The sequence below is a fragment of the Streptomyces sp. NPDC097981 genome (assembly GCF_040302565.1).
GTDB lineage: Bacteria > Actinomycetota > Actinomycetes > Streptomycetales > Streptomycetaceae > Streptomyces.
Map to the genome: position 1 here is coordinate 58777 of NZ_JBEORW010000036.1, position 17747 is coordinate 76523.

General features: G+C 73.4%; 18 protein-coding genes and 1 pseudogene. 7 read left to right on the forward strand and 12 right to left on the reverse strand.

Features of this window, described 5'->3' with window-relative positions:
- The first annotated feature begins 51 nt into the window (after positions 1-51).
- Complete coding sequence (locus tag ABTY04_RS29240; RefSeq protein ID WP_352216403.1) at positions 52-1323, forward strand: PA0049 C-terminal domain-containing protein; 1272 nt, start codon at positions 52-54, stop codon at positions 1321-1323.
- A gap of 66 nt (positions 1324-1389) precedes the next feature.
- Here the strand turns inward: ABTY04_RS29240 and ABTY04_RS29245 are convergent, their stop codons facing one another.
- Positions 1390-3093 (reverse strand): DUF885 domain-containing protein, encoded by a 1704-nt coding sequence (locus ABTY04_RS29245; protein WP_352216404.1) that lies wholly within the window; start codon positions 3091-3093, stop codon positions 1390-1392.
- Between the two features lie 244 nt (positions 3094-3337).
- Here ABTY04_RS29245 and ABTY04_RS29250 point away from each other — a divergent pair, with 244 nt between their 5' ends.
- From ABTY04_RS29250 to ABTY04_RS29260, 3 genes are all read left to right on the forward strand, one after another.
- The gene (locus ABTY04_RS29250) at positions 3338-3751 is read left to right on the forward strand and encodes a DUF7144 family membrane protein (RefSeq protein WP_352216405.1); all 414 of its coding nucleotides are present in this window, start codon (positions 3338-3340) and stop codon (positions 3749-3751) included.
- A gap of 95 nt (positions 3752-3846) precedes the next feature.
- Complete coding sequence (locus ABTY04_RS29255) at positions 3847-4089, forward strand: hypothetical protein (protein WP_352216406.1); 243 nt, start codon at positions 3847-3849, stop codon at positions 4087-4089.
- Positions 4090-4139: 50 nt separating this feature from the next.
- Complete coding sequence (locus ABTY04_RS29260; RefSeq protein ID WP_352216407.1) at positions 4140-4346, forward strand: hypothetical protein; 207 nt, start codon at positions 4140-4142, stop codon at positions 4344-4346.
- Positions 4347-4439: 93 nt separating this feature from the next.
- Here the strand turns inward: ABTY04_RS29260 and ABTY04_RS29265 are convergent, their stop codons facing one another.
- The 8 genes and pseudogenes from ABTY04_RS29265 to ABTY04_RS29305 all read right to left on the reverse strand — a co-directional run bounded on the left by ABTY04_RS29265 (position 4440) and on the right by ABTY04_RS29305 (position 13352).
- Positions 4440-5387: a right-handed parallel beta-helix repeat-containing protein gene (locus ABTY04_RS29265; RefSeq protein ID WP_352216408.1), complete on the reverse strand. Its 948-nt coding sequence runs from the start codon at positions 5385-5387 to the stop codon at positions 4440-4442.
- Between the two features lie 500 nt (positions 5388-5887).
- Positions 5888-6706 (reverse strand): class I SAM-dependent methyltransferase, encoded by an 819-nt coding sequence (locus ABTY04_RS29270; protein ID WP_352216409.1) that lies wholly within the window; start codon positions 6704-6706, stop codon positions 5888-5890.
- Positions 6707-6842: 136 nt separating this feature from the next.
- Positions 6843-7010: pseudogene (locus tag ABTY04_RS29275) on the reverse strand (MFS transporter); the annotation flags it as partial.
- A gap of 42 nt (positions 7011-7052) precedes the next feature.
- Positions 7053-9068, reverse strand: coding sequence for a prolyl oligopeptidase family serine peptidase (locus tag ABTY04_RS29280; RefSeq protein WP_352216410.1), 2016 nt, complete (start codon positions 9066-9068; stop codon positions 7053-7055).
- A gap of 84 nt (positions 9069-9152) precedes the next feature.
- A complete protein-coding gene (locus ABTY04_RS29285; protein WP_352216411.1) occupies positions 9153-10766 on the reverse strand; it encodes a glutamate synthase subunit beta in 1614 nt (537 codons plus the stop codon).
- 105 nt (positions 10767-10871) lie between these two features.
- Positions 10872-11711 carry an alpha/beta fold hydrolase gene (locus ABTY04_RS29290; protein ID WP_352216412.1) on the reverse strand — a complete coding sequence of 280 codons (840 nt, stop codon included), beginning with the start codon at positions 11709-11711 and terminating at the stop codon, positions 10872-10874.
- Positions 11712-11846: 135 nt separating this feature from the next.
- Complete coding sequence (locus tag ABTY04_RS29295; protein WP_352216434.1) at positions 11847-12038, reverse strand: hypothetical protein; 192 nt, start codon at positions 12036-12038, stop codon at positions 11847-11849.
- Positions 12039-12248: 210 nt separating this feature from the next.
- Positions 12249-13352, reverse strand: a complete 1104-nt coding sequence (locus tag ABTY04_RS29305; protein WP_352216413.1) for an MFS transporter — start codon at positions 13350-13352, stop codon at positions 12249-12251.
- Between ABTY04_RS29305 and ABTY04_RS29310 the strand changes: the two genes are divergently transcribed.
- Positions 13351-13767, forward strand: coding sequence for an ArsR/SmtB family transcription factor (locus ABTY04_RS29310; RefSeq protein ID WP_352216414.1), 417 nt, complete (start codon positions 13351-13353; stop codon positions 13765-13767). The two genes, ABTY04_RS29305 and ABTY04_RS29310, sit on opposite strands and share 2 nt — an antisense overlap.
- Positions 13768-13778: 11 nt before the next feature.
- Here the strand turns inward: ABTY04_RS29310 and ABTY04_RS29315 are convergent, their stop codons facing one another.
- Positions 13779-14258: a MarR family transcriptional regulator gene (locus ABTY04_RS29315; RefSeq protein WP_502996742.1), complete on the reverse strand. Its 480-nt coding sequence runs from the start codon at positions 14256-14258 to the stop codon at positions 13779-13781.
- Positions 14259-14319: 61 nt separating this feature from the next.
- Here ABTY04_RS29315 and ABTY04_RS29320 point away from each other — a divergent pair, with 61 nt between their 5' ends.
- Complete coding sequence (locus ABTY04_RS29320; protein ID WP_352216415.1) at positions 14320-15168, forward strand: alpha/beta fold hydrolase; 849 nt, start codon at positions 14320-14322, stop codon at positions 15166-15168.
- A gap of 45 nt (positions 15169-15213) precedes the next feature.
- On the opposite strand, the gene ABTY04_RS29325 is transcribed toward ABTY04_RS29320, so the two are convergent.
- Entirely contained in the window at positions 15214-15489 is a 276-nt protein-coding gene (locus ABTY04_RS29325; RefSeq protein ID WP_352216416.1) for a DUF6225 family protein, read from the reverse strand.
- Between the two features lie 74 nt (positions 15490-15563).
- Positions 15564-16166, reverse strand: a complete 603-nt coding sequence (locus ABTY04_RS29330) for a TetR/AcrR family transcriptional regulator (protein ID WP_352216417.1) — start codon at positions 16164-16166, stop codon at positions 15564-15566.
- A 146-nt stretch (positions 16167-16312) separates the two neighbouring features.
- Between ABTY04_RS29330 and ABTY04_RS29335 the strand changes: the two genes are divergently transcribed.
- A complete protein-coding gene (locus ABTY04_RS29335; RefSeq protein WP_352216418.1) occupies positions 16313-17728 on the forward strand; it encodes an amidase in 1416 nt (471 codons plus the stop codon).
- Positions 17729-17747 lie beyond the last annotated feature (19 nt).

Genomic DNA, 17747 nt, shown 5'->3' on the forward strand with positions numbered 1-17747 from the left:
CGGACAAGGACGTCTGGTGGAGGTGACCTCCGCTATGTAATGTCACATTGCATGATGCTCTTACGGCGAGCCGCGTCGATCGCGGCCCTTCTCGCCACCGTCCTCCCCCTTTCCGCCACCGCCCCTGCGCACGCGGACGACGCCTCCCCGTGCCGCACCGCGGCCTCCGCGCCCGTCGACGCCGAGCAGGCGCGGCTCTCGGATGCGCGGACCGCGGCGCTCGTCGAACGCGCCGGTTTCGGGGACTTCGTACGGCGCTTCCCCGCCGCGCTGTGCGCGGTCCGGAGCTCCGCCGAGGCCGGGCGGCTGCTCGACGGCTGGGGCGAGGCGCTCTGGCAGGCAGCCGTACGGCGCGCCCAGGGGCAGCGGCCTGTCGGCGACCTCCCGGCCGGCGACGACCGGCCGCTGTACTGGACCCGGCTCGCCATGACCACCGCGCTCACCCGCTGGGAACCGGGGTTCGCCGTCGACCGTCCCGCGCTGCGCACGCGCTTCGAGGACGCCTCCCGCGGCCTCACCGACAACGCCTTCCGGCCGGCGCCGGGCGTACGGCGCGTCTTCATCAGCGGCTTCGACCCCTTCGGGCTCGACACCGAGCTGCGCCGCGCGAACCCCTCCGGTTCCGCCGCCCTCCGGCTCAACGGCCGCCGCATCACCCTCGCCGACGGGAGCCGTGCCGAGATCCGCGCCGTCGTCCTGCCCGTGCGGTACGCCGACTTCGACGCCGGCATCGTCGAACGGGCCTTCGCCCCGCGCCTGGCCGGCGGCCCCGGCGCGGCGGACGTCATCACCACCGTCAGCCAGGGCTATCCCGGCATCTTCACGCTGGAGGCCTGGGCGGGCCGCTCCCGCTCGGCGGATCCCTACCCCGACAACACCGGCTCCCTCTCCGGCGGCACCCGCGAGCACCCGGTGACCGCACCCGGCCTCGCCCCGGGCGCGGAGTTCATCCGGACCACGCTCCCCGCCGACGCGGTCACCGGCGCCGTCCAGAGCCCGTACCCGGTGCTCCTCAACACCGCCGTCACCGAGATCCCGGCGGGCGCCGCCGCGCCGGTGGACCGCGCCGACGGCCCGACGCCCGGTTCGCGGGCGGTCGCGGGCGGCGGGGGCGGCTACCTGTCCAACGAGGTGGCCTACCGCTCCAACCGGCTCCGCGGCGAACTCGCCCCGCAGCTGCCCGGCGGCCACCTGCACACCCCCGTCCTCACCGGCCTGCCGGCGGACCCGGGCCTGCTGACCGGCCCCGAGTTCGAGAACAACGAGACCGCGATCACCTCGGAGGTCCGCACCATCCTCGAACACACCGCCTCCCGCCCGTAGCCACCGCACCCCGCCGGGACCGGCGGGCCGCCGTCGCCGTCGTCGTCGTACGCCGGGAAATACCGGCTACAGCGCTCCGAGTTCGTCGCCCAGGTCCCCGAGGCCGACCGAGCCGAGCGAGAGCGCGGCCATGTGCCAGCGCTTGAGGTCGAAGTCCGCGCCCTGTTTGGCCCGGGCCCGCTCCCGGCCCTCCAGCCAGGCCCGCTCGCCGAGTTTGTACGAGATGGCCTGGCCGGGCCTGCCCAGATAACGGATGATCTCGCTGTCCAGGCAGGCGGCGGGCCGGCTGGAGTAGCGGCCGAGGAACTCCCGTGCCGATGAGGGCGTCCACCGCTCCCCGGGTCGCAGCGGCGAGTGCGCGGGGATGCGCAACCGCAGGTGCATGCCGATGTCGATCACCACGCGGACGGCACGCATCATCTGGGCGTCGAGATGGCCCAGCCGGTGCCCGGGATCGGTGAAGAACCCCAGTTCGTCCATGAGGCGTTCGGCGTACAGGGCCCAGCCCTCGGTGGTGGCGCTCACCTTGCCGACCTTCGTCTGGTAGCGGGACAGCCCGTCCGCGACGAACGTCCAGTGCGCCAGCTGGAGATGGTGGCCGGGCAGTCCCTCGTGGTACCAGGTCGACACGAGGCCGTGGGTGGGGAAGCGGGTCCTGCCGAGCGTGGGCAGCCAGGTCCGGCCCGGACGCGTGAAGTCCAGTGACGGCTGCGAGTAGTACGGGGCCCCCGCGCCACCGGGCGGCGCGATGCACGATTCGACGCGCCTGACCGGATCGGCGATGTCGAAGTGCCGCCCGTCCAGGGCCTCCACGGCCTCGTCCATCAGGGCCTGCAGCCAGAGCCTGGTCTCCTCCACGCCGCTGATGCTCCGGCCGTGCCGGCCCAGCCAGGCCAGCACGACCCAGGGGTCCTGCCCGCCCGGCAGGATGCGCGCCGCCTCGGCCCGCATCTCGGGCAACAGCCGGTGGAACTCCTCCCAGCCGTACGCGTACGCCTCGTCGAGGTCGAGGTCCGCGCCGGTGTAGTAGCGGGCGAAGCGCCCGTAGCGCTCACGCCCGACCGCGTCCTCGGTGCCGGCACCGGCACCCGCACCGGCGGCCCGCGCGCCGTACTCGCGCCCGAACCACTCCCCCAGCTCCGCGAAGGCGCTCGTCGCCGTCCGTGCCGCGGCCTCGACCTCATTGCGCAGCTGCGCCGGCGCCCCGGCGGCCAGGCCGGCGAACCCGCCGCGCCCGTTGCCCAGCCACTCCTCCAGTTGGGCCACGTTGGCCCGGACCTGGCGCGGCGCCGCCGCCGTTCCGAGGCGCAGTCCTTCGGCGAGGGAGGCGCGGTACCCGCTCAGGCACGCGGGAACGGCCCGCAGCCGTTGCGCGATCGCCGCCCAGTCCTCGGGAGTACGGGTCGGCATCACCGCGAAGACCTTGCGTACCCGGTGCAGGGGCGAGGAGATGTTGTTCACCGCCCGCAGGTGCTCGCCGGCCTCGTGCTGGGCGAGTTCCGCGTCGAGCCGCTCCCGCAGCAGCCGCGCGCACCGCCGTTCCACGTCGACGTCCACGCCTACGCCGGCCCCGTCGGCCACGGCGAGCCGTACGAGGGTCTCCCGCGCGAGCTCGGCCTCCGCGAGGGCCCCGTCGGGCGAGAAGTCCGGCAGTCTGCCGGAGCCGGCGCAGGTGCCGAGGTACGTGCCGGTGATCGGGTCGAGCGTGACCAGGGCGTCGACGTGCGCGTCGGAGATCTGACGGGGCAGCTCACTCTGATGGCTCAACATGGCCGGAGTCCTGCCCGGCTCCCGCCTCGGGCACGCCCTCGCGGCGGCGCTTTGGCCGGTATGCCGCGCACGGCATCCCGGCTGCCGCCCTGCTGTCCCATGGCCGCGTCCCGCGCCTGCTCACGCTCTGCGACCAGGGGGAATACGCCCCGACGTGCGCCCTGCGCCACTGGTGCGCAGGATGGGTTACGGGACCGACGTGGCATGCGGAACCAGGTCCCGCACCCGAGAGAGAGGCGGCGCAATGAGCAGCACGCCGAGTACCACACCGAGCAGTACCAAGAACGCCTGGGCTTCGGGCGGCACGACGTTCGCCGGCGTCCTGATGATCGTCGCCGGTGCCTTCGCCATCATCGAAGGCATCGTCGCCATCTCCAAGGACGAGGTGTACCAGCGCATCGGCGACTACACCTTCAAGTTCGACCTCACGACCTGGGGCTGGATCAACCTCATCATCGGCATCATCGTGGTCGGAACCGGCGCGTTGATCCTCAAGGACCTGGAGGCCGGCCGGATCGCCGGTATCGTGATCACCTGCCTGTACGTGATCGCGCACTTCATGTGGCTGCCGTACACCCCGTTCTGGTCGATCGTCGCCATCGGCATCGGCGTGTTCGTCATCTGGGCCCTGTGCACCCACACTCCGCGGACACACTGAGGAGCCCGCGCGCATACCTGAAGGTGTGGCGGCGACGGCCGAACCCGGGTGTTCCGACGGGCGACGCCGGCTGCACGTGGTGGACCCTGGCCCGGATGGGCCAGGGTCGCTTCGTGCTCTACGGCGAGGACGAGTCGAGCGGCGTCAAATGGCACGAGCCCACCGCCGACATGCTGGCGCAGGGCCCGGACTGGCTGCCGTACGACACCCTGCGCGGCCGCGTCGAGGGCTGGGAACGCCGTGCGGGCTTCGACGCCGAGTCCGCACTGATCTCGGTCGAGGGCACCCGGGAGTGCAGGGGGTTCGGAAGTGCTCTAGCGTCGAAGAGGCGAAGGTGATCGACACCGGGTCCGCCTCGGCCGGGGGCGAGCAGGGAGAGGTGAGAGCTGTGACCAGTCCGACTCCGGCCCAGTTCCGGGCCGTCCACGGCGACATGGGGCACTGGCAGGCCGTCGACTTCGAGATCTACGAGCACCTCGTCGAGAGCCAGTACGCCGTGCCCCCGACGCCCCGTCCGGAACCCGCCGACGGCGCCGCGGCCCGACCGGACCCGAACCCGCCGGCCGGGGCCGGGCCGACGGGCTCGGCAGGCTAGCCCCGTTCTTCGCAGGTTGGGCTGGGTCGGGCCAAGTACCGCCGCTGGTGAGCTCCGGCGTTCCAGCCGAACCGTCGGCGGGATGTGGGGAGGTCAGCCCGTGCAGCCGCCGATGGTGTTCTCGGGGGCACAGTTGTCCGGCGTGTTGCTGCGCACCTTGGATTGGTTCAGCGACACCGTGCCGCCGTCGTTGAAGATGCCGCCGCCACTGCCAGGGCCGCCGGTCGCGGTGTTGTCGTTCACCCCGGAACGGATCAGATTCGCCACGTTACGGTTGTAGATACCGCCGCCGAAGGGAGCCGTGTTGCGGTTCACGGTGGCGTGGTCCAGCGTCAGCGTACCGTCGTTGAAGATGCCACCCCCGCCAGGGGAGCCGGCGGTGTTGTAGCTGACAGTGGAGTGGTCCAGCGTCAGCGAGCCGCCGCTGTAGATGCCGCCACTGTCCGTCGCGCTGGTGTTGTTGCGCACCGTGGAGCCCTTCAGCCTCGCCGTACCGCGGTTGTCGATGCCGCCGGTGCTTGTTGCGTTGTTGTACCGCACCGTGGAGTCGTCAAGTGTCAGCGAGCTGCCGTTTTCGTTGAAGATACCGCCGCCGGTGTTGTCTGCGGTGTTATAGGTCACCGCTGATTCTTTCAGCGTCACTGTGCTGCTGTTGATGTTGAGGAGGCCGCCGCCATTGGCTCCGTGGCCGTTGGTGATCGTCAGACCTTCCAGCCGCACATCGGCGTTGTTGGTGACCGTCACGGTAGAGCCACCCTGGTTGCCGTCAAGGACTGCGTGCCCCACACCGAACAGGGTCAGGTTGCGGCTGATGGTGAAAGGGCCGATGCAGGGTCCGGTCACCCGGAGCGCTGCCCCTGTGGCGGCGCCGTCGATCGCGGGCTGCAGGGCCTGGGGATTGGTGTTGCAGTTCACCGTGGTCTGGAATGCCGCAGCCGTAGCCGGGACCGCCCCGGTCAGAGCGACCGACCCCGCCATCAGCGCCACCGTCGTCACCGGAACCCACCGGCACCGCGCAACCCAGGCTGCCTGCATGAGCATGCGACTACTCCTCGTCTGTGACAGGGCCGGACCGTCGGTCCCTGCCCTGCTGTCGTCCTTGGAAAAGGGCGGTGTAAGCGCCTCATACGCGGAACGAATGATGCCCTTACTCGGCAGGAAGCCGCCGGTGACAGCCCATGCGTCCCCCGAACGGCCGGGAAGACCACCGCCGTGGCCCACAGACGGCGGGTGAGCGGGGCGTGGGCGGTGCGGCTGAACTGGCGTTGCCGGAGGATGAGCGGCAGGTGCTCGGTGGGTGGGTACGGGCTCAATCGACGCTGCAGGCTCTGGCGTTGAGAGCGCGGATCGTGCCGGCCTGCGCCGAGGTCGAGCCGGACGGCTTGCTGCCGCGGGCGGCCAGTTCGGTGGCCCGGCAGCTCAGTGTCAGCACCGAGGCGGTTGCTGATCTTCTGCCTGGTCGAGCGACAGGCCCGCACGGCCCTCGCGACCGAGGTTCTTGGCCCCACCCAGCCCAACCTGCGAGGAACGGGGCCGGCCGCTCACCGCACCCGGGCGAGGAAGAGGTCGCTGAACAGGGCCATGTCGATGCCGCCGCCGTGGTCGTTCAGGACCTGAGCGGTCTCGGCGAGAATCTGCTCGCGCCGGTCGGAGGACAGGACGCGATAGCGCGAGAGCGAGGCCAGGTATCCCACGTAGTGGTCGGTGTCGTAGTGCTGATCCTGCCGGTACCGGACGGCGCGCAGATCCGTGAAGCGCCCGTCGCGGCGGCACTCGTCCTCGGGCCAGCCGGGCTGACCGGCCCAGTCCCCGGGTACCTCGCCGTAGGAGGACGCTGGCTCGCCGTGCGGTGCACCGGCCATCCCGTGGCGGCGGTCGACCCCGGCCAGGGCAGCATGCAACTCCCCGTCACGGACGCCCTGCGGGTTCCAGAACAACGCCACCGCGCCGCCCGGGGCAAGGGCGGCGTGCACCAGATCCCAACGCCGCTCCGGATCCGTCCAATGCCAGGACGTGGCGGCGAAGACCAGCCCGTAGCCGCGGCCGTCCGGCTGCCAGTCCTCGAAAGCGCCGGCATGAACCCGCACCCCGGGATGGTTCACGGTGTTGCGGCGCAGCACCTCTGCCATGCGCGGATCGGGCTCGATGCACACCAGCGGCGTGCCCGTGGCTGCGAACGGCATCGTGGCCTTGCCTGTGCCCGCTCCGACCTCCACCGCCGCACGGTCGCCCAAGGCCGCGTACGCCAGCACCTCCGCAACCAGAGCGTCCGAATATCCCGGGCGAGCGGCATCGTAGAGCTCAGCCACCTCACCGAACACCCGACTGCGGGCCATGTCGACCTCACCCTGCACGCTCATCCGCCTCCCCGATCGGCAAGCGGCCAAAGTACGCGGCCGACGAATGCCGCGTCCATGCCGGGCGCCTCGGCGATCCCGCGCAGCGAGGGCCGTTCCGCGTCGGGCGACGGCGGCGCCGGGGGCAGCCGGGTGCAAAGTTCACGAGCAGTACGAGTGCCAGCACCCCGAGCCCGGCCTCGCTCAGCAGGATCAGCCACCGCCGGTCGAGGGCGTCGGCGAGGGCCCCGCCGTACAGGCCGAAGACCACGAGCGGAACGAGTTCGACCGCGCCCGTCGCGCCGACCGCGAGCGGCGAGTCCGTCAGGTGCGCATTTGTTTCCCGTGCCCCGTCACCTCCTGTTCCGCGTCACGCCGTGCCCGCCCCCAGGTGCTGCCACAGGAAGGTGTACGCGAGCGCGTGGTTGGCGGCGGCCTGTTCGTTGTCGCTGGCTCCGCCGTGGCCGCCGCCGGTGTTCTCGTGGAAGAGCACCCGGTGGCCCAGTTCCCGCAGCCGGGCGGCCGTCTTGCGGGCGTGGCCGGGGTGGACGCGGTCGTCGCGGGTGGAGGTCATCAGGAGCAGGGGCGGGTACGGCCGGTCCGCGGAGAGGTTGTGGTACGGGGAGAGGGCTTCGAGGTGGGGCCGGTCGGCTTCGCTGTCGGGGTCCCCGTACTCGGCGACCCAGGAAGCCCCGGCGAGCAGGCGGTGGTAGCGGAGCATGTCCAGGAGGGGCACCTTGGCGACGACCGCGCCGAAGAGCTCCGGGTGGCCGACGAGCATGGCGCCCATGAGCAGGCCGCCGTTGCTGGCGCCGGTGATGCCGAGCCGGCCGGGGGTGGTGATGCCCCGGGCGGTGAGGTCGGCGGCGACGGCGGCGAAGTCCTCGAAGGCCCGCACCCGGTTCGCGCCGAGGGCGGCCTGGTGCCAGGCGGGACCGTATTCGGCGCCGCCGCGGATGTTGGCGACCGCGTACGTGCCACCGCGGGCCAGCCACGCCCGGCCGGTCAGCGCGTTGTAGCCCGGGGTCTGCTGGTCCCGGAAGCCGCCGTACCCGTAGAGCAGCGCGGGGCCCGGCCGGTCCTGGCCGGCGGGGCCGACGACGAAGTACGGGACCTGCGTGCCGTCGGCGGAGGTCGCGAAGAACTGCCGCACCGACAGCCCGCGGGCGTCGAAGCGGGCGGGGGCCTGCTTGAGCGGCTCGGAGCCGGCGCCGATGTGCCCGTGGGCGAGGGTGGAAGGCTGGAGGAAGCCGTCGATGTCGAGGAAGTACTCGTCGCTGACGTCCGGGTCGGTGTCGGTGACCATAGCCGAGGACAGCGCCGGCACGTCCGCCAGCGGCCGGCGGCTCCAGCCGTCCGGGCCCGGGGTGAGGACCTCGATGCGGGTGGCGACGTCGGCCAGCGTCTCCAGGATCAGGTGGTGGCGGGTCCAGCTGTGCCCGGCCAGCGCCGTGCGCCCATCCGGCGCGAACAGCACGTGCGCGGTGCGGTCCCCGGCGAGGAACGCGTCGAAGTCGAAGGCGAGGAGCGAGCCGGCCTCATGTCCGAGCCACGGTGTCTTCGGGGTGACGATCAGCCACTGCCGGTACGCGTACTTGCCGGCGTCGTCCGGCACGTCGACCTTGACGAGCCGGTCGCCGTCGGCGAGCAGGTGGAGCTCGTTGTGGAAGAAGTCGGTGGCGCGGGAAACGAAGTCGCGCTCGTGGCCGGGGGTCGCGTCGCGCCAGCCGGTGGCGGACACGTCGCCGGCCTCGGCCTCGAAGACGACCTCGGCGTCGGCCGGATCGGTGCCCCGGCGCCAGCGGCGGACCGTGCGGGGATAGCCGGAGGCGGTCAGCGATCCCGGTCCGGAGTCGGTGCCGAGGAAGACGGTGTCCTCGTCGATCCAGCCGATCCGGGTCTTCGCTTCCGGGACCTCGAAGCCGCCCTCGACGAAGGCCCGGTCCCCGAGGTCGAACTCGCGGACCACCACGGCGTCGGAGCCGTCCCGGGACAGCTGGACCAGCGCCCGCCCGTAGTCCGGGTACCGCACCCGGGCGCCGGCCCACACCCACTCCTCGCCCTCCTGCGCCGCGAGGGCGTCGATGTCGAGGAGCACCTCCCAGGCGGGGTCGTCCTTGCGGTACTGCTCCAGCGTCGTGCGCCGCCACACGCCCTTCGGCCGGTCCGCGTCCCGCCAGAAGTTGTAGAGGTGCGCCGCGCGGCGCACCGTGTACGGAATGCGGTCGGCGTCGTCGAGGACCTCGCGCAGCTCATCGCGCAGCGCCTCGAAACGCGGGTCGCCGGTGAGGGCCTCGGCGGTCTCCGCGTTCCGCTCCCCCACCCAGGCCAGGGCGGCTTCGCCCTCGACGTCTTCCAGCCACAGGAAACGATCTTCAGCAGTCACACCACGATTGTGCAGCCCCGCGGGCCCGGCCGGAGCCGCGTCCGGCGAAACGGCGGCGCCGGGTCCGGTTCCGGGAGGGGCCGGTCATGCGGACAGCGGCCGGTCGTGGGCGCCGACGGGGGCGGGCAGGGCCGTCGAACCGGTGAGGTAGCGGTCCACGGCGGCGGCCGCCGCCCTGCCCTCCGCGATGGCCCACACCACAAGCGACTGGCCGCGCCCCGCGTCGCCCGCCACGAAGACCCCGTCGGGCCTGCGGAGGGAGGGCCGTTCCGGCGGCCTGCCCCACGCCGGGGGCGCGCCCGCCGTCGGCGCCTCGGCCCACGGCGGCACCTTGACGCGCGGTGCCGCCCCGCCCGACGGCGGGCCGCCCGACGGCGGTGGCTCGCCGATGGCCGCGAAGTCCGCGTCCCGTGCGAAGTTGCCCCGGCCATCCCGGGTGAGCCCCAGCTGTTCGCCGAGCCCGCTCTCCCGCTCGGGGCCGGAGAACCCGAGCGCGAGCAGGACCAGCCCGGTCTCGATCACCCGCTCGGTACCCGGCATCGGCCGCCTCGCCGCGGGCTCCACCGCGGTCAGGTGCAGGGCCCGTACCCGGCCGTCCGCACCGCCTTCGAAGTGCACGGTCGCGCTGGAGAAGAGCCGAGGATCGGTGCCGTGCCGTCCGCGTGCCTCCTCGTGGGCGTGGGAGATCCGGTACACCTGCGGGTGCACCAGCGGCCAGGGCTCCGCGTCGGGCCGGTCGGCGCCCGGCTCGGGGCGGATGTCGAGCTGGAGCACCGACAGCGCTCCCTGCCGCAGGGCGGTGCCCAGGCAGTCGGAGCCGGTGTCCCCGCCGCCGACGATCACCACGTGTCGGCCCTCGGCCGTGATCCCGGGCTCCGAACGGTCGCCCTCGCCGACCCGGTTGGCGCAGATCAGATAGTCCATGGCCTGGTGGATGCCACGCAGTCCGCGGCCCGGCGCGGCCAGTTCGCGGCGCTCCGCGGCTCCGACGGCGACGACGACCGCGTCATGGCGCCGGCGGAGTCCGGCCGCGTCCACGCGGCCGCCGATGTCTGCGTCCGTGCGGAAGACCGTGCCTTCGGCCCGCATCTGGGCGATCCGCCGGTCCAGGTGCGTCTTCTCCATCTTGAACGCGGGGATGCCGTAGCGGAGCAGACCGCCGATGCGGTCGGCCCGCTCGTAGACGACGACGGTGTGCCCGGCCCGGGTCAGCTGCTGGGCCGCGGCGAGCCCTGCCGGACCGGAGCCGATGACGGCGACGGACTGCCCGCTGAGCCGGCCCGGCGGCACCGGCGGGGTGTACCCGAGCTCCCAGGCCTGGTCGGCGATGGTCTGCTCGACGTTCTTGATGGTCACCGGGTCGGCGTTGATCGCCAGTACGCAGGCGTCCTCGCACGGGGCAGGGCAGAGCCGGCCGGTGAACTCGGGGAAGTTGTTGGTGGCGTGCAGCCGCTCGGACGCGCTGCACCAGTCGCCGTGCGCGGCGTACGCGTTCCACTCGGGGATGAGGTTGCCCAGCGGGCACCCGCCGTGGCAGAACGGGACGCCGCAGTCCATGCAGCGGTTCGCCTGCTCGGACACCAGCGGCAGCAGAGTCTGCCCGGCGTGCACCTCCCGCCAGTCGCCGAGCCGCTCGTCCGCGGGCCGCGAGGGGACGGGACTGCGGGGGGTCCTGAGGAAGCCGTACGGATCGGTCATGCCCGCCTCCCTGGTCACAGGCGGATACGGCGGTCAGACCAGGCTACGCCGCCTTCGGCACGGCTTCCCGGCGGCCGTTCGAGGCCCCCTCCCCCGGCGCGGCCCTCAGCCCAGGAACGCCGTGGTGACCGCCAGGAACCGCTCGGGGTCGTCGAGCCACGGAGAGTGGCCGGCCCCGGGCTGGACGGCCAGCCGGGCGTGCGGGAACAGCCCGGCGTACTCGGCCAGGGCGGTCTGCGGTGCCGACACGTCGAACTCGCCCGCGAGCACGAGCACGGGAGCCTCGAACCGGGCGAGTGCCGCGCGGGTCGCGGCCGGGTCGAAGGCGCCTTCGCCGGCGTAGGCGGCCGTGGCCTCGCCGTTCTTCTGCACCTCGTCGGCGGCCTCGAAGGCGCGGGCCGCGTCGTCCCAGCGGCCGTGGAAGAACGGTGCGATCGCCTCCCGGGCGTCCGCGCCCGCCCGGCCGGCGACGACGGCCTCCAGGGCCGCGTACGCCTGCGGGTACCAGGGCTCGTCCCGGCGCAGCCGCGCGGTCTCCAGGCGGGTCTCTCCCGCGATCGTGATGCCGACGGCCATGACGCTCGGCGTGAGCAGGACGAGCTTGCCGACGCGCTCGGGATGGCGGGCGGCGTACAGGGCGGCCAGATTCGCGCCGGCCGAGTGGGCGAGCAGGTCCATCCGGTCGAGGCCGAGGTGCTCGCGCAGGGCCTCGACGTCCTCGACCTGCCGGTCACAGCGGTAGGACGTGGTGTCGGCGGGCGTCCGTGACCGGCCGGTGCCCCGGAGATCCAGCATGATCAGCCGCCGGTGCGCACGGAGCCCGCCGAGCTCGCCGAGGTAGGCGGAGTCCCGCATCGGCCCTCCGGGGAGGCAGACCAGAGGGGGCCCGTCCCCGAGGACGTGGTGGGCGAGTTCGGTTCCGTCAGGGGCGGTGAAGGTAGGCATGAGCCCAGACCCTGTCAGCCGCCACGGAGCCCGGCAATCGGATTTCCGCAGCTCCGCGACCCGCTGCGGGCGGACGGTGCGGCGGCAGGCGGACGGTGCGGCGGCGTGCGGCGGCCGGACGGTGCAGCGCCCGGCTCACAGCGCGGCGCGGGCGGCCAGGGCCCGTGCCCCGGCCACCGTGGCCGTCAGCGCCTCGGCCGTGGCGCCGGGCGCCCCGAGCAGGTCGCGGACGCGCCGCCCGAAGCCCGAGGGCGCGCCCGGCAGCATCTCGGCGACAGCCGGCGCGCCCTTCTCGTTCAGGCACCAGCGGCGGTCCGCGGCGAACAAGGTCGAGATCGCCCCGGTGGCAGACGCCGAGGTCCCCGTCCGATTCGGGCCGGTGCTCTCCGCGGGCCCGGCTGCCCCCGGGCAGCACTCCGACCACACCCGGCACCCCGGCCAGGCGGTGCGCCATGTCCGTGGTGATCGTCTCCACGGCACGGGTCTCACACCGGGCCCGCACCGGGCCGGGCGTTTCCGGCCGGGGCGACCGCCGCCTCATGCGCTCGACTCGGCGGGCTCAGCGGGCTCGGCGGGCAGTTCGCGCATCGTCCGCAGCGGCGAGCACAAGAGCGGGACCACCGCGAGGAGTTCACCCGCGGCCCCGACCCACATCGCCTGCCGGACACCGAGGCCCTGGCCCAGGGCGCTGCCGATGAGCGCGCCGACCGGCATCGCGCCCCAGATCACGAACCGGACCGAGGCCGTCATCCGGCCCAGCAACGGCTTCGGGCAGATCCGCTGCCGGAACGCAACCGAGTTGATCTTGAACGTCGTGAAAACCAGCCACCCCAGGCCCTGGAGGACGACCGCCACGGTGAACCGCCCATCGGCCTGGTACATCGGCAGCGCCAGCAGCCACAGCACCGACCCGGCGATCACCGATGCGCGCATGGCCTGCCCCTGCCCGATCCTCGCGGCGATCCGCGTCGTGAGCAGGCTGCCGAGCAGGCCCCCCACGGCCTCCGCGGTGAACACGATGCCGCACACGAACGGAGACAGTCCGAGCTCGCGGTTGAGGAGGACCACCAGCATGGACGCGCAGATCGTGCCGCAGAGGTTGGAGACCGCCGCGGTGAGGGTGACGGCCCGCAGCAGCGCGTTGCCGAAGACGAAGCGCAGCCCCTCGGCGATCTCGGACCGCAGCCGCGCCCCGGGGGCGGGCTCCGGCGCGGCCTCCGTGCCGCGGATCCGCGCCAGGAGGAGGGCCGAGACCAGGAAGCCGAGCGCGTCGACCGCGAGCGCCACGGGCGCGGTCAGCGCGCCCACCAGGGCTCCTCCCAGGCCCGGCCCGCCGACCTGGGCGACGTTGCGGGTGGCCTCCAGCTTGACGTTGGCCTCCACCAACTGCCCGTCGGGCACCAGCCGGGGCAGCAGGCTCTGGTGGGCCACGTCGAAGAACACCGCGCACACCGATACGCCGAAAGCCACGGCGTACAGCTGAGGCAGCGTCAGCACGTCCAGCCAGTAGGCCGCGGGGACCGCCCCCAGCAGGCCCGCGCGGCACAGCGCGGCGGCGATCATCACGGGGCGGCTGCGGACCCGGTCCACCCAGGCGCCGGCCGGGAGACCGATGAGCAGGAAGCCCAGGTACTCGAACATGACGAGCAGGCCTGCCTCGAACGGCGTGGCGTCGGCCGCCGATTTGGGCGGCTCCGGCATCACCCTGGCGCCGACGGCGTTCGCGACGCGCTGCCGGCTGCTGCCCGGATCCGGGGCGACACCACCCGCCCCCGTCTACCCCGCGCGGGCCGTCGGGACCCTGTGGGAGCGGCGCGCCGCCGCGGGCGATGGGCTCGGCCGCCTGCTGGGCCGCAGCCGGGCCCGGCTCCTCGGCCACACGAGCTCGCCGAGCACGACGACACAGCTCGCCGCCCACACGGGCCTGAGCCTGGGGGCGGTCTCCCAGCACCTTGCCGTGCTGCGCGACGCCGGCCTGGTGACGAGCCACCGCTACCGCCGTGAGGTCCACTACACGGCCAGCGATCTCGGAATCGCCCTGCTCGAACGCGCATAGGCGCTGCTCGCCTACGGGCGGGGTCCGGGGCCCGTCGGCGGTTCGGCGGGCGCCGCCGCGTGCAGGGCCGCGGTCAAATAGCGCTGTACGACGTCGAGTTCATCCGGGGAGAAGTCCCCGGCCGCATCGACCAGGCCGCCGATGAGCGGGCCGAAGAAGGACCAGCCGAGCTCGACGGCCTTCTGCTCCACCACCAACAGCACCCGGCGCCGGTCGCGTTCGTCGCGGACGCGGCGCACCAGGCCCGGCCGTTCCAGCCGGTCGAGCAGGGCAGTGGTGCCAGCCGAGTTGAGATTCAAGGCCTCACCGAGCCGCCCCGGGGTGACGGTGTCCCCCGCCCGGTCGGCGTCGAGCAGCCGGATCAAGGCGCGCAGGTCGGTCGGGTGCAGGCCGTTGCGCGCGGCGAACTCGGAGCCGCGCAGATGGAATTCCACCGTGACCGCGCGCAGGAGGTGGACCAGCCGCATGGCGGGGGTGTCGTCATCACTCACTCGACTAGTATCTCGCCGAGCGAGATAATCGGTCAACGAGACGACGTCCAGGGGGCCTTCCGTGTCCGCATCCCAAGAGTTCTTCGCCGCCTACGATGCGCTGCTCGCCCGCTGGCCGGCCGGCACCGCCGAGATCGACGTCCCGACCCCGTACGGCACGACCCGCGTCCACGCGTACGGGCCCGCCGAGGCCCCTCCGCTTCTCCTCCTGCACGGTGGCGGCTCCACCGGCGCCGTCTGGTTCGCCAACGCCGCAGCGCTCGGTGCGCACCACCGGGTGCTGGCCGTCGACATCCTCGGCGACGCCGGCCGCAGCGTCCGCGCGGGCCTCCCTCTGCGCACCACCGCCGACCTGATGGCCTGGCTGGACGCCCTCCTCGACGGCCTCGGCATCCCGCGCGTCAGCCTGCTGGGGCACTCGTACGGCGCCTGGATCGCTCTGACGTACGCCCTGCACGCGGCGCAGCGGGTCGACCGGCTGGTCCTCCTCGACCCGACGCAGTGCTTCGCCGGCCACCGCCCCGGTTTCCTGCTGCGCTCACTGCCCGTGCTGGTGCGCCCGACAGCGGCCCGCGTGCACGGCTACCTCGACCGCGAGACGGCAGGCACGGACACCGACCCGGACTGGAAGCGGCTCTTCGTCCTGGCGGCCACGGATGTCACGCACCGCCGGCTGGTCGTCGGCCGCCGCCCGGACCCGAGGACGCTGAGCGCCCCGCTGCTGGTCCTCCTGGCCGGCCGCAGCGGCGCCCATGATCCGCGGAAGGTGGCGGCCCGCGCCCGCAAGGCCGTACCGCACGCCCGGATCGAGACGCTCCCGCACCTCACCCACTACGCGCTGCCCACCGCGGCGCCGGCGCAGACGAACAGCCTGGTCGCGGAGTTCCTCATGGCCGCCGACCGGACGTGAACAGGCCCCGTACGGGAGACGGACGGGGCAACGCACTCGGGAAGGTCAGTCCAGGTCGAGGTGGTAGGCCCCGGCCGCGGCGTCGGCGAACAGCGTGAAATGGACCCGCGGGCCCGGCTCGCCGTCATGGTCGCCCTCTCCGTCGAGGTCCACCTCGACCGGCTCGGCGTCCACGAGGACGTACTCCCCGTAGCCCTCGAAGTCCCCGGGGCCGTCCGCGACCCCGATGTGGATCGGCGTCTCGTCGGGCAGCGCCGCCAGCACCTCGCGGAGCCGGCCGGCGGTCCACACCTGCGGATTGTGATCGAACATGTCAGCCATGCGGCGACATTAGAGCGCGGAGGGTGCACCGCGGGCACGGCGCGCCGGAGGGCTTCCCGCATCCGCGACGACCGTCACCCGGAGTGCGTCCAGAGGCCGTCCAGGTGTGCGTGGAGGACGTCCTGCGCCTGGTGCGGGGTGAGGTGGCCGATGAGGACGTGCGTCGTGAGGCCGTCCGCGAGGGCGAGGAGGGCACGGGCCTCGCGTTGCGGATCGAGGGCCCCGCTGCGGCCGGCATCGTCCGCCGCCTCCGCCATGAGCTGCGTGAACGACTCCTGCAGGGCAGCGTAGTTCGCCTTGAGCATCCCGGCGAGCGGTGCGCTGACCGCCGCTTGCGCGACGAAGGCCAGCCAGACCCTCGCCTCGGCCCGGTGCTCCTCGCGCAGCAGCGAGATCTCGGTGGCCGCGTGCCCGAGGGCGGTGCCGGCCGACTGGGCCGGACTCCTGACGAGCCGGGCGCGCACCCGCTCGCCGATGCGCTCGCCGACGTACCCGAGGGCGAAGACGAGCATCTCGTCCTTGGTGCGGAAGCACCGTTGCACGGCGCCCATCGACACCTGGGCGCGGGCGGCGACGTCGCGCAGGGTCACGCCTTCGAGCCCGCTCTCGTCGGCGAGGCGGCAGACGGCCTCGGCGATGAGGCGGCGTCGGCCCTCGTGATCGACCTGCCTGGGCATGCCCGGTCTCCTCCCGCCCGCTGCGCAGCCTGGTGCGCCGCGCGCCTGTCATGCACCGCCGAGCTTATTCGATGCGGCCGCATCGGCTCCCGGGTTAATGTTCCGATGCAAGTGCATCGGAACATGGAGGGGAGAGGGTTCACACCATGCTGGATCCCTTGTGGAAGATGACGGCCGCCGCGCAGGCGGGGGCCGTGCGCCGCGCGGACGTCTCGGCACTGGAGCTGATCGACAGCCACCTGGAGCGCATCGCCGAGGTCAACCCGCAGGTGAACGCTGTCACTCAGCTCCTCGCGGGGCGCGCCCGCGCGGCCGCGGCACACACCGATCGGCTGCGGGCGGCGGGCGCGGCACTGGGGCCGCTCGCGGGCGTGCCGTTCACGGTGAAGGAGACCACCGCCGTCGAGGGCGTCCCGACCACCTTCGGCACCCCGCGCTTCCGTGATCTGGTGGCCCCGGCCGACGCGCTCCCGGTGGCCCGGCTGCGCGCGGCAGGGGCCATTCCGATCGGGCACTCGAACATGCCGACTCTGGTCCTGGCCGGGATGCACACGCGCAGCGAGCTGTTCGGCGACACGGTCAACCCGTGGGACCGCAGCCGGACCCCGGGCGGCACCAGCGGGGGCGATGCGGTGGCCGTCGCCACGGGCATGGCGGCGCTCGGGCTCGGCAACGACTCGGGCGGATCGGTACGCGTCCCGGCCCAGTTCTGCGGGGTGGCGGGGCTGAAGCCGTCCACGGGCCGCTTCCCGGCGGACCAGCGCGTGCTCGGCCCGGACGACCCCGGCCCGGCGTCCCAGATGCTCGTCACCGACGGGCCGATGGCGCGGTCGGTGGGCGACCTGCGGCTGGCGTACGAGGTGCTGGCCGGCACCGATCCGCGCGACCCGCGGGCCGTGCCGGTGCCCCTCTACGGGGAACCGCTGCCCGGGCCGGTGAAGGTCGCCGTGGTGGCGGACCCCGGCGGGCAGGGCGTCCACCCCGCGGTGCGCGCGGCCGTGGAGGCCGCGGCCGGCGCGCTGCGCGATGCCGGCTACGACGTACGCGAGGTGGCGGACGTACCGCGCATGGCCGAGGCCCTCGACGCCTACGGCCGGATCGCCGTGACCGAGTTCGCCCCGAGCTGGCCGGTGGTGCGCACGCTGCTCGGTGAGGGCGGGGACCGGTACATCGCGATGATGATGGAGCAGACCCCGCCCGCGAGCGCGGACGAGCTGGTGCGGCTGATGGGCACCTGGCTGGGCGTCCGCCGCTCATGGACCGAGTTCCTGCACGAGTACCCGCTGCTGCTCGGCCCGACGTTCACCGAGCCGCCGGTCGAGCCGGGGCTGGAGTCGCGCGACCGGGCGGGCCGGGACCGGGTCGGGGCGGGCATGCGCCTGTGCTCGGTGACCAGCTTCGTGGGCGTACCCGCCGTGGCCGTGCCGACGGGGGTGTCCGACGGGCTCCCGTGCGGGGTCCAGATCATCGGGCGGGCGTTCCGCGAGGACCTGTGCCTGGACGCAGCCCAGGCGGTAGAGGACCGGCTCGGGGTCTTCACACCCGTGGACCCGCGCAGGTAGACGGCCCAGGGCGGGCTGG

Excerpts from the sequence above, each read along its gene's own strand:
- ABTY04_RS29240 (WP_352216403.1), top strand. The coding sequence starts at position 52 with ATGATGCTCTTACGGCGAGCCGCGTCGATCGCGGCCCTTCTCGCCACC.
- ABTY04_RS29245 (WP_352216404.1), bottom strand. The coding sequence starts at position 3,093 with ATGTTGAGCCATCAGAGTGAGCTGCCCCGTCAGATCTCCGACGCGCAC.
- ABTY04_RS29250 (WP_352216405.1), top strand. The coding sequence starts at position 3,338 with ATGAGCAGCACGCCGAGTACCACACCGAGCAGTACCAAGAACGCCTGG.
- ABTY04_RS29255 (WP_352216406.1), top strand. The coding sequence starts at position 3,847 with ATGGGCCAGGGTCGCTTCGTGCTCTACGGCGAGGACGAGTCGAGCGGC.
- ABTY04_RS29265 (WP_352216408.1), bottom strand. The coding sequence starts at position 5,387 with ATGCTCATGCAGGCAGCCTGGGTTGCGCGGTGCCGGTGGGTTCCGGTG.
- ABTY04_RS29270 (WP_352216409.1), bottom strand. The coding sequence starts at position 6,706 with ATGAGCGTGCAGGGTGAGGTCGACATGGCCCGCAGTCGGGTGTTCGGT.
- ABTY04_RS29285 (WP_352216411.1), bottom strand. The coding sequence starts at position 10,766 with ATGACCGATCCGTACGGCTTCCTCAGGACCCCCCGCAGTCCCGTCCCC.
- ABTY04_RS29290 (WP_352216412.1), bottom strand. The coding sequence starts at position 11,711 with ATGCCTACCTTCACCGCCCCTGACGGAACCGAACTCGCCCACCACGTC.
- ABTY04_RS29310 (WP_352216414.1), top strand. The coding sequence starts at position 13,351 with ATGACGAGCAGGCCTGCCTCGAACGGCGTGGCGTCGGCCGCCGATTTG.
- ABTY04_RS29305 (WP_352216413.1), bottom strand. The coding sequence starts at position 13,352 with ATGTTCGAGTACCTGGGCTTCCTGCTCATCGGTCTCCCGGCCGGCGCC.
- ABTY04_RS29325 (WP_352216416.1), bottom strand. The coding sequence starts at position 15,489 with ATGGCTGACATGTTCGATCACAATCCGCAGGTGTGGACCGCCGGCCGG.
- ABTY04_RS29330 (WP_352216417.1), bottom strand. The coding sequence starts at position 16,166 with ATGCCCAGGCAGGTCGATCACGAGGGCCGACGCCGCCTCATCGCCGAG.
- ABTY04_RS29335 (WP_352216418.1), top strand. The coding sequence starts at position 16,313 with ATGCTGGATCCCTTGTGGAAGATGACGGCCGCCGCGCAGGCGGGGGCC.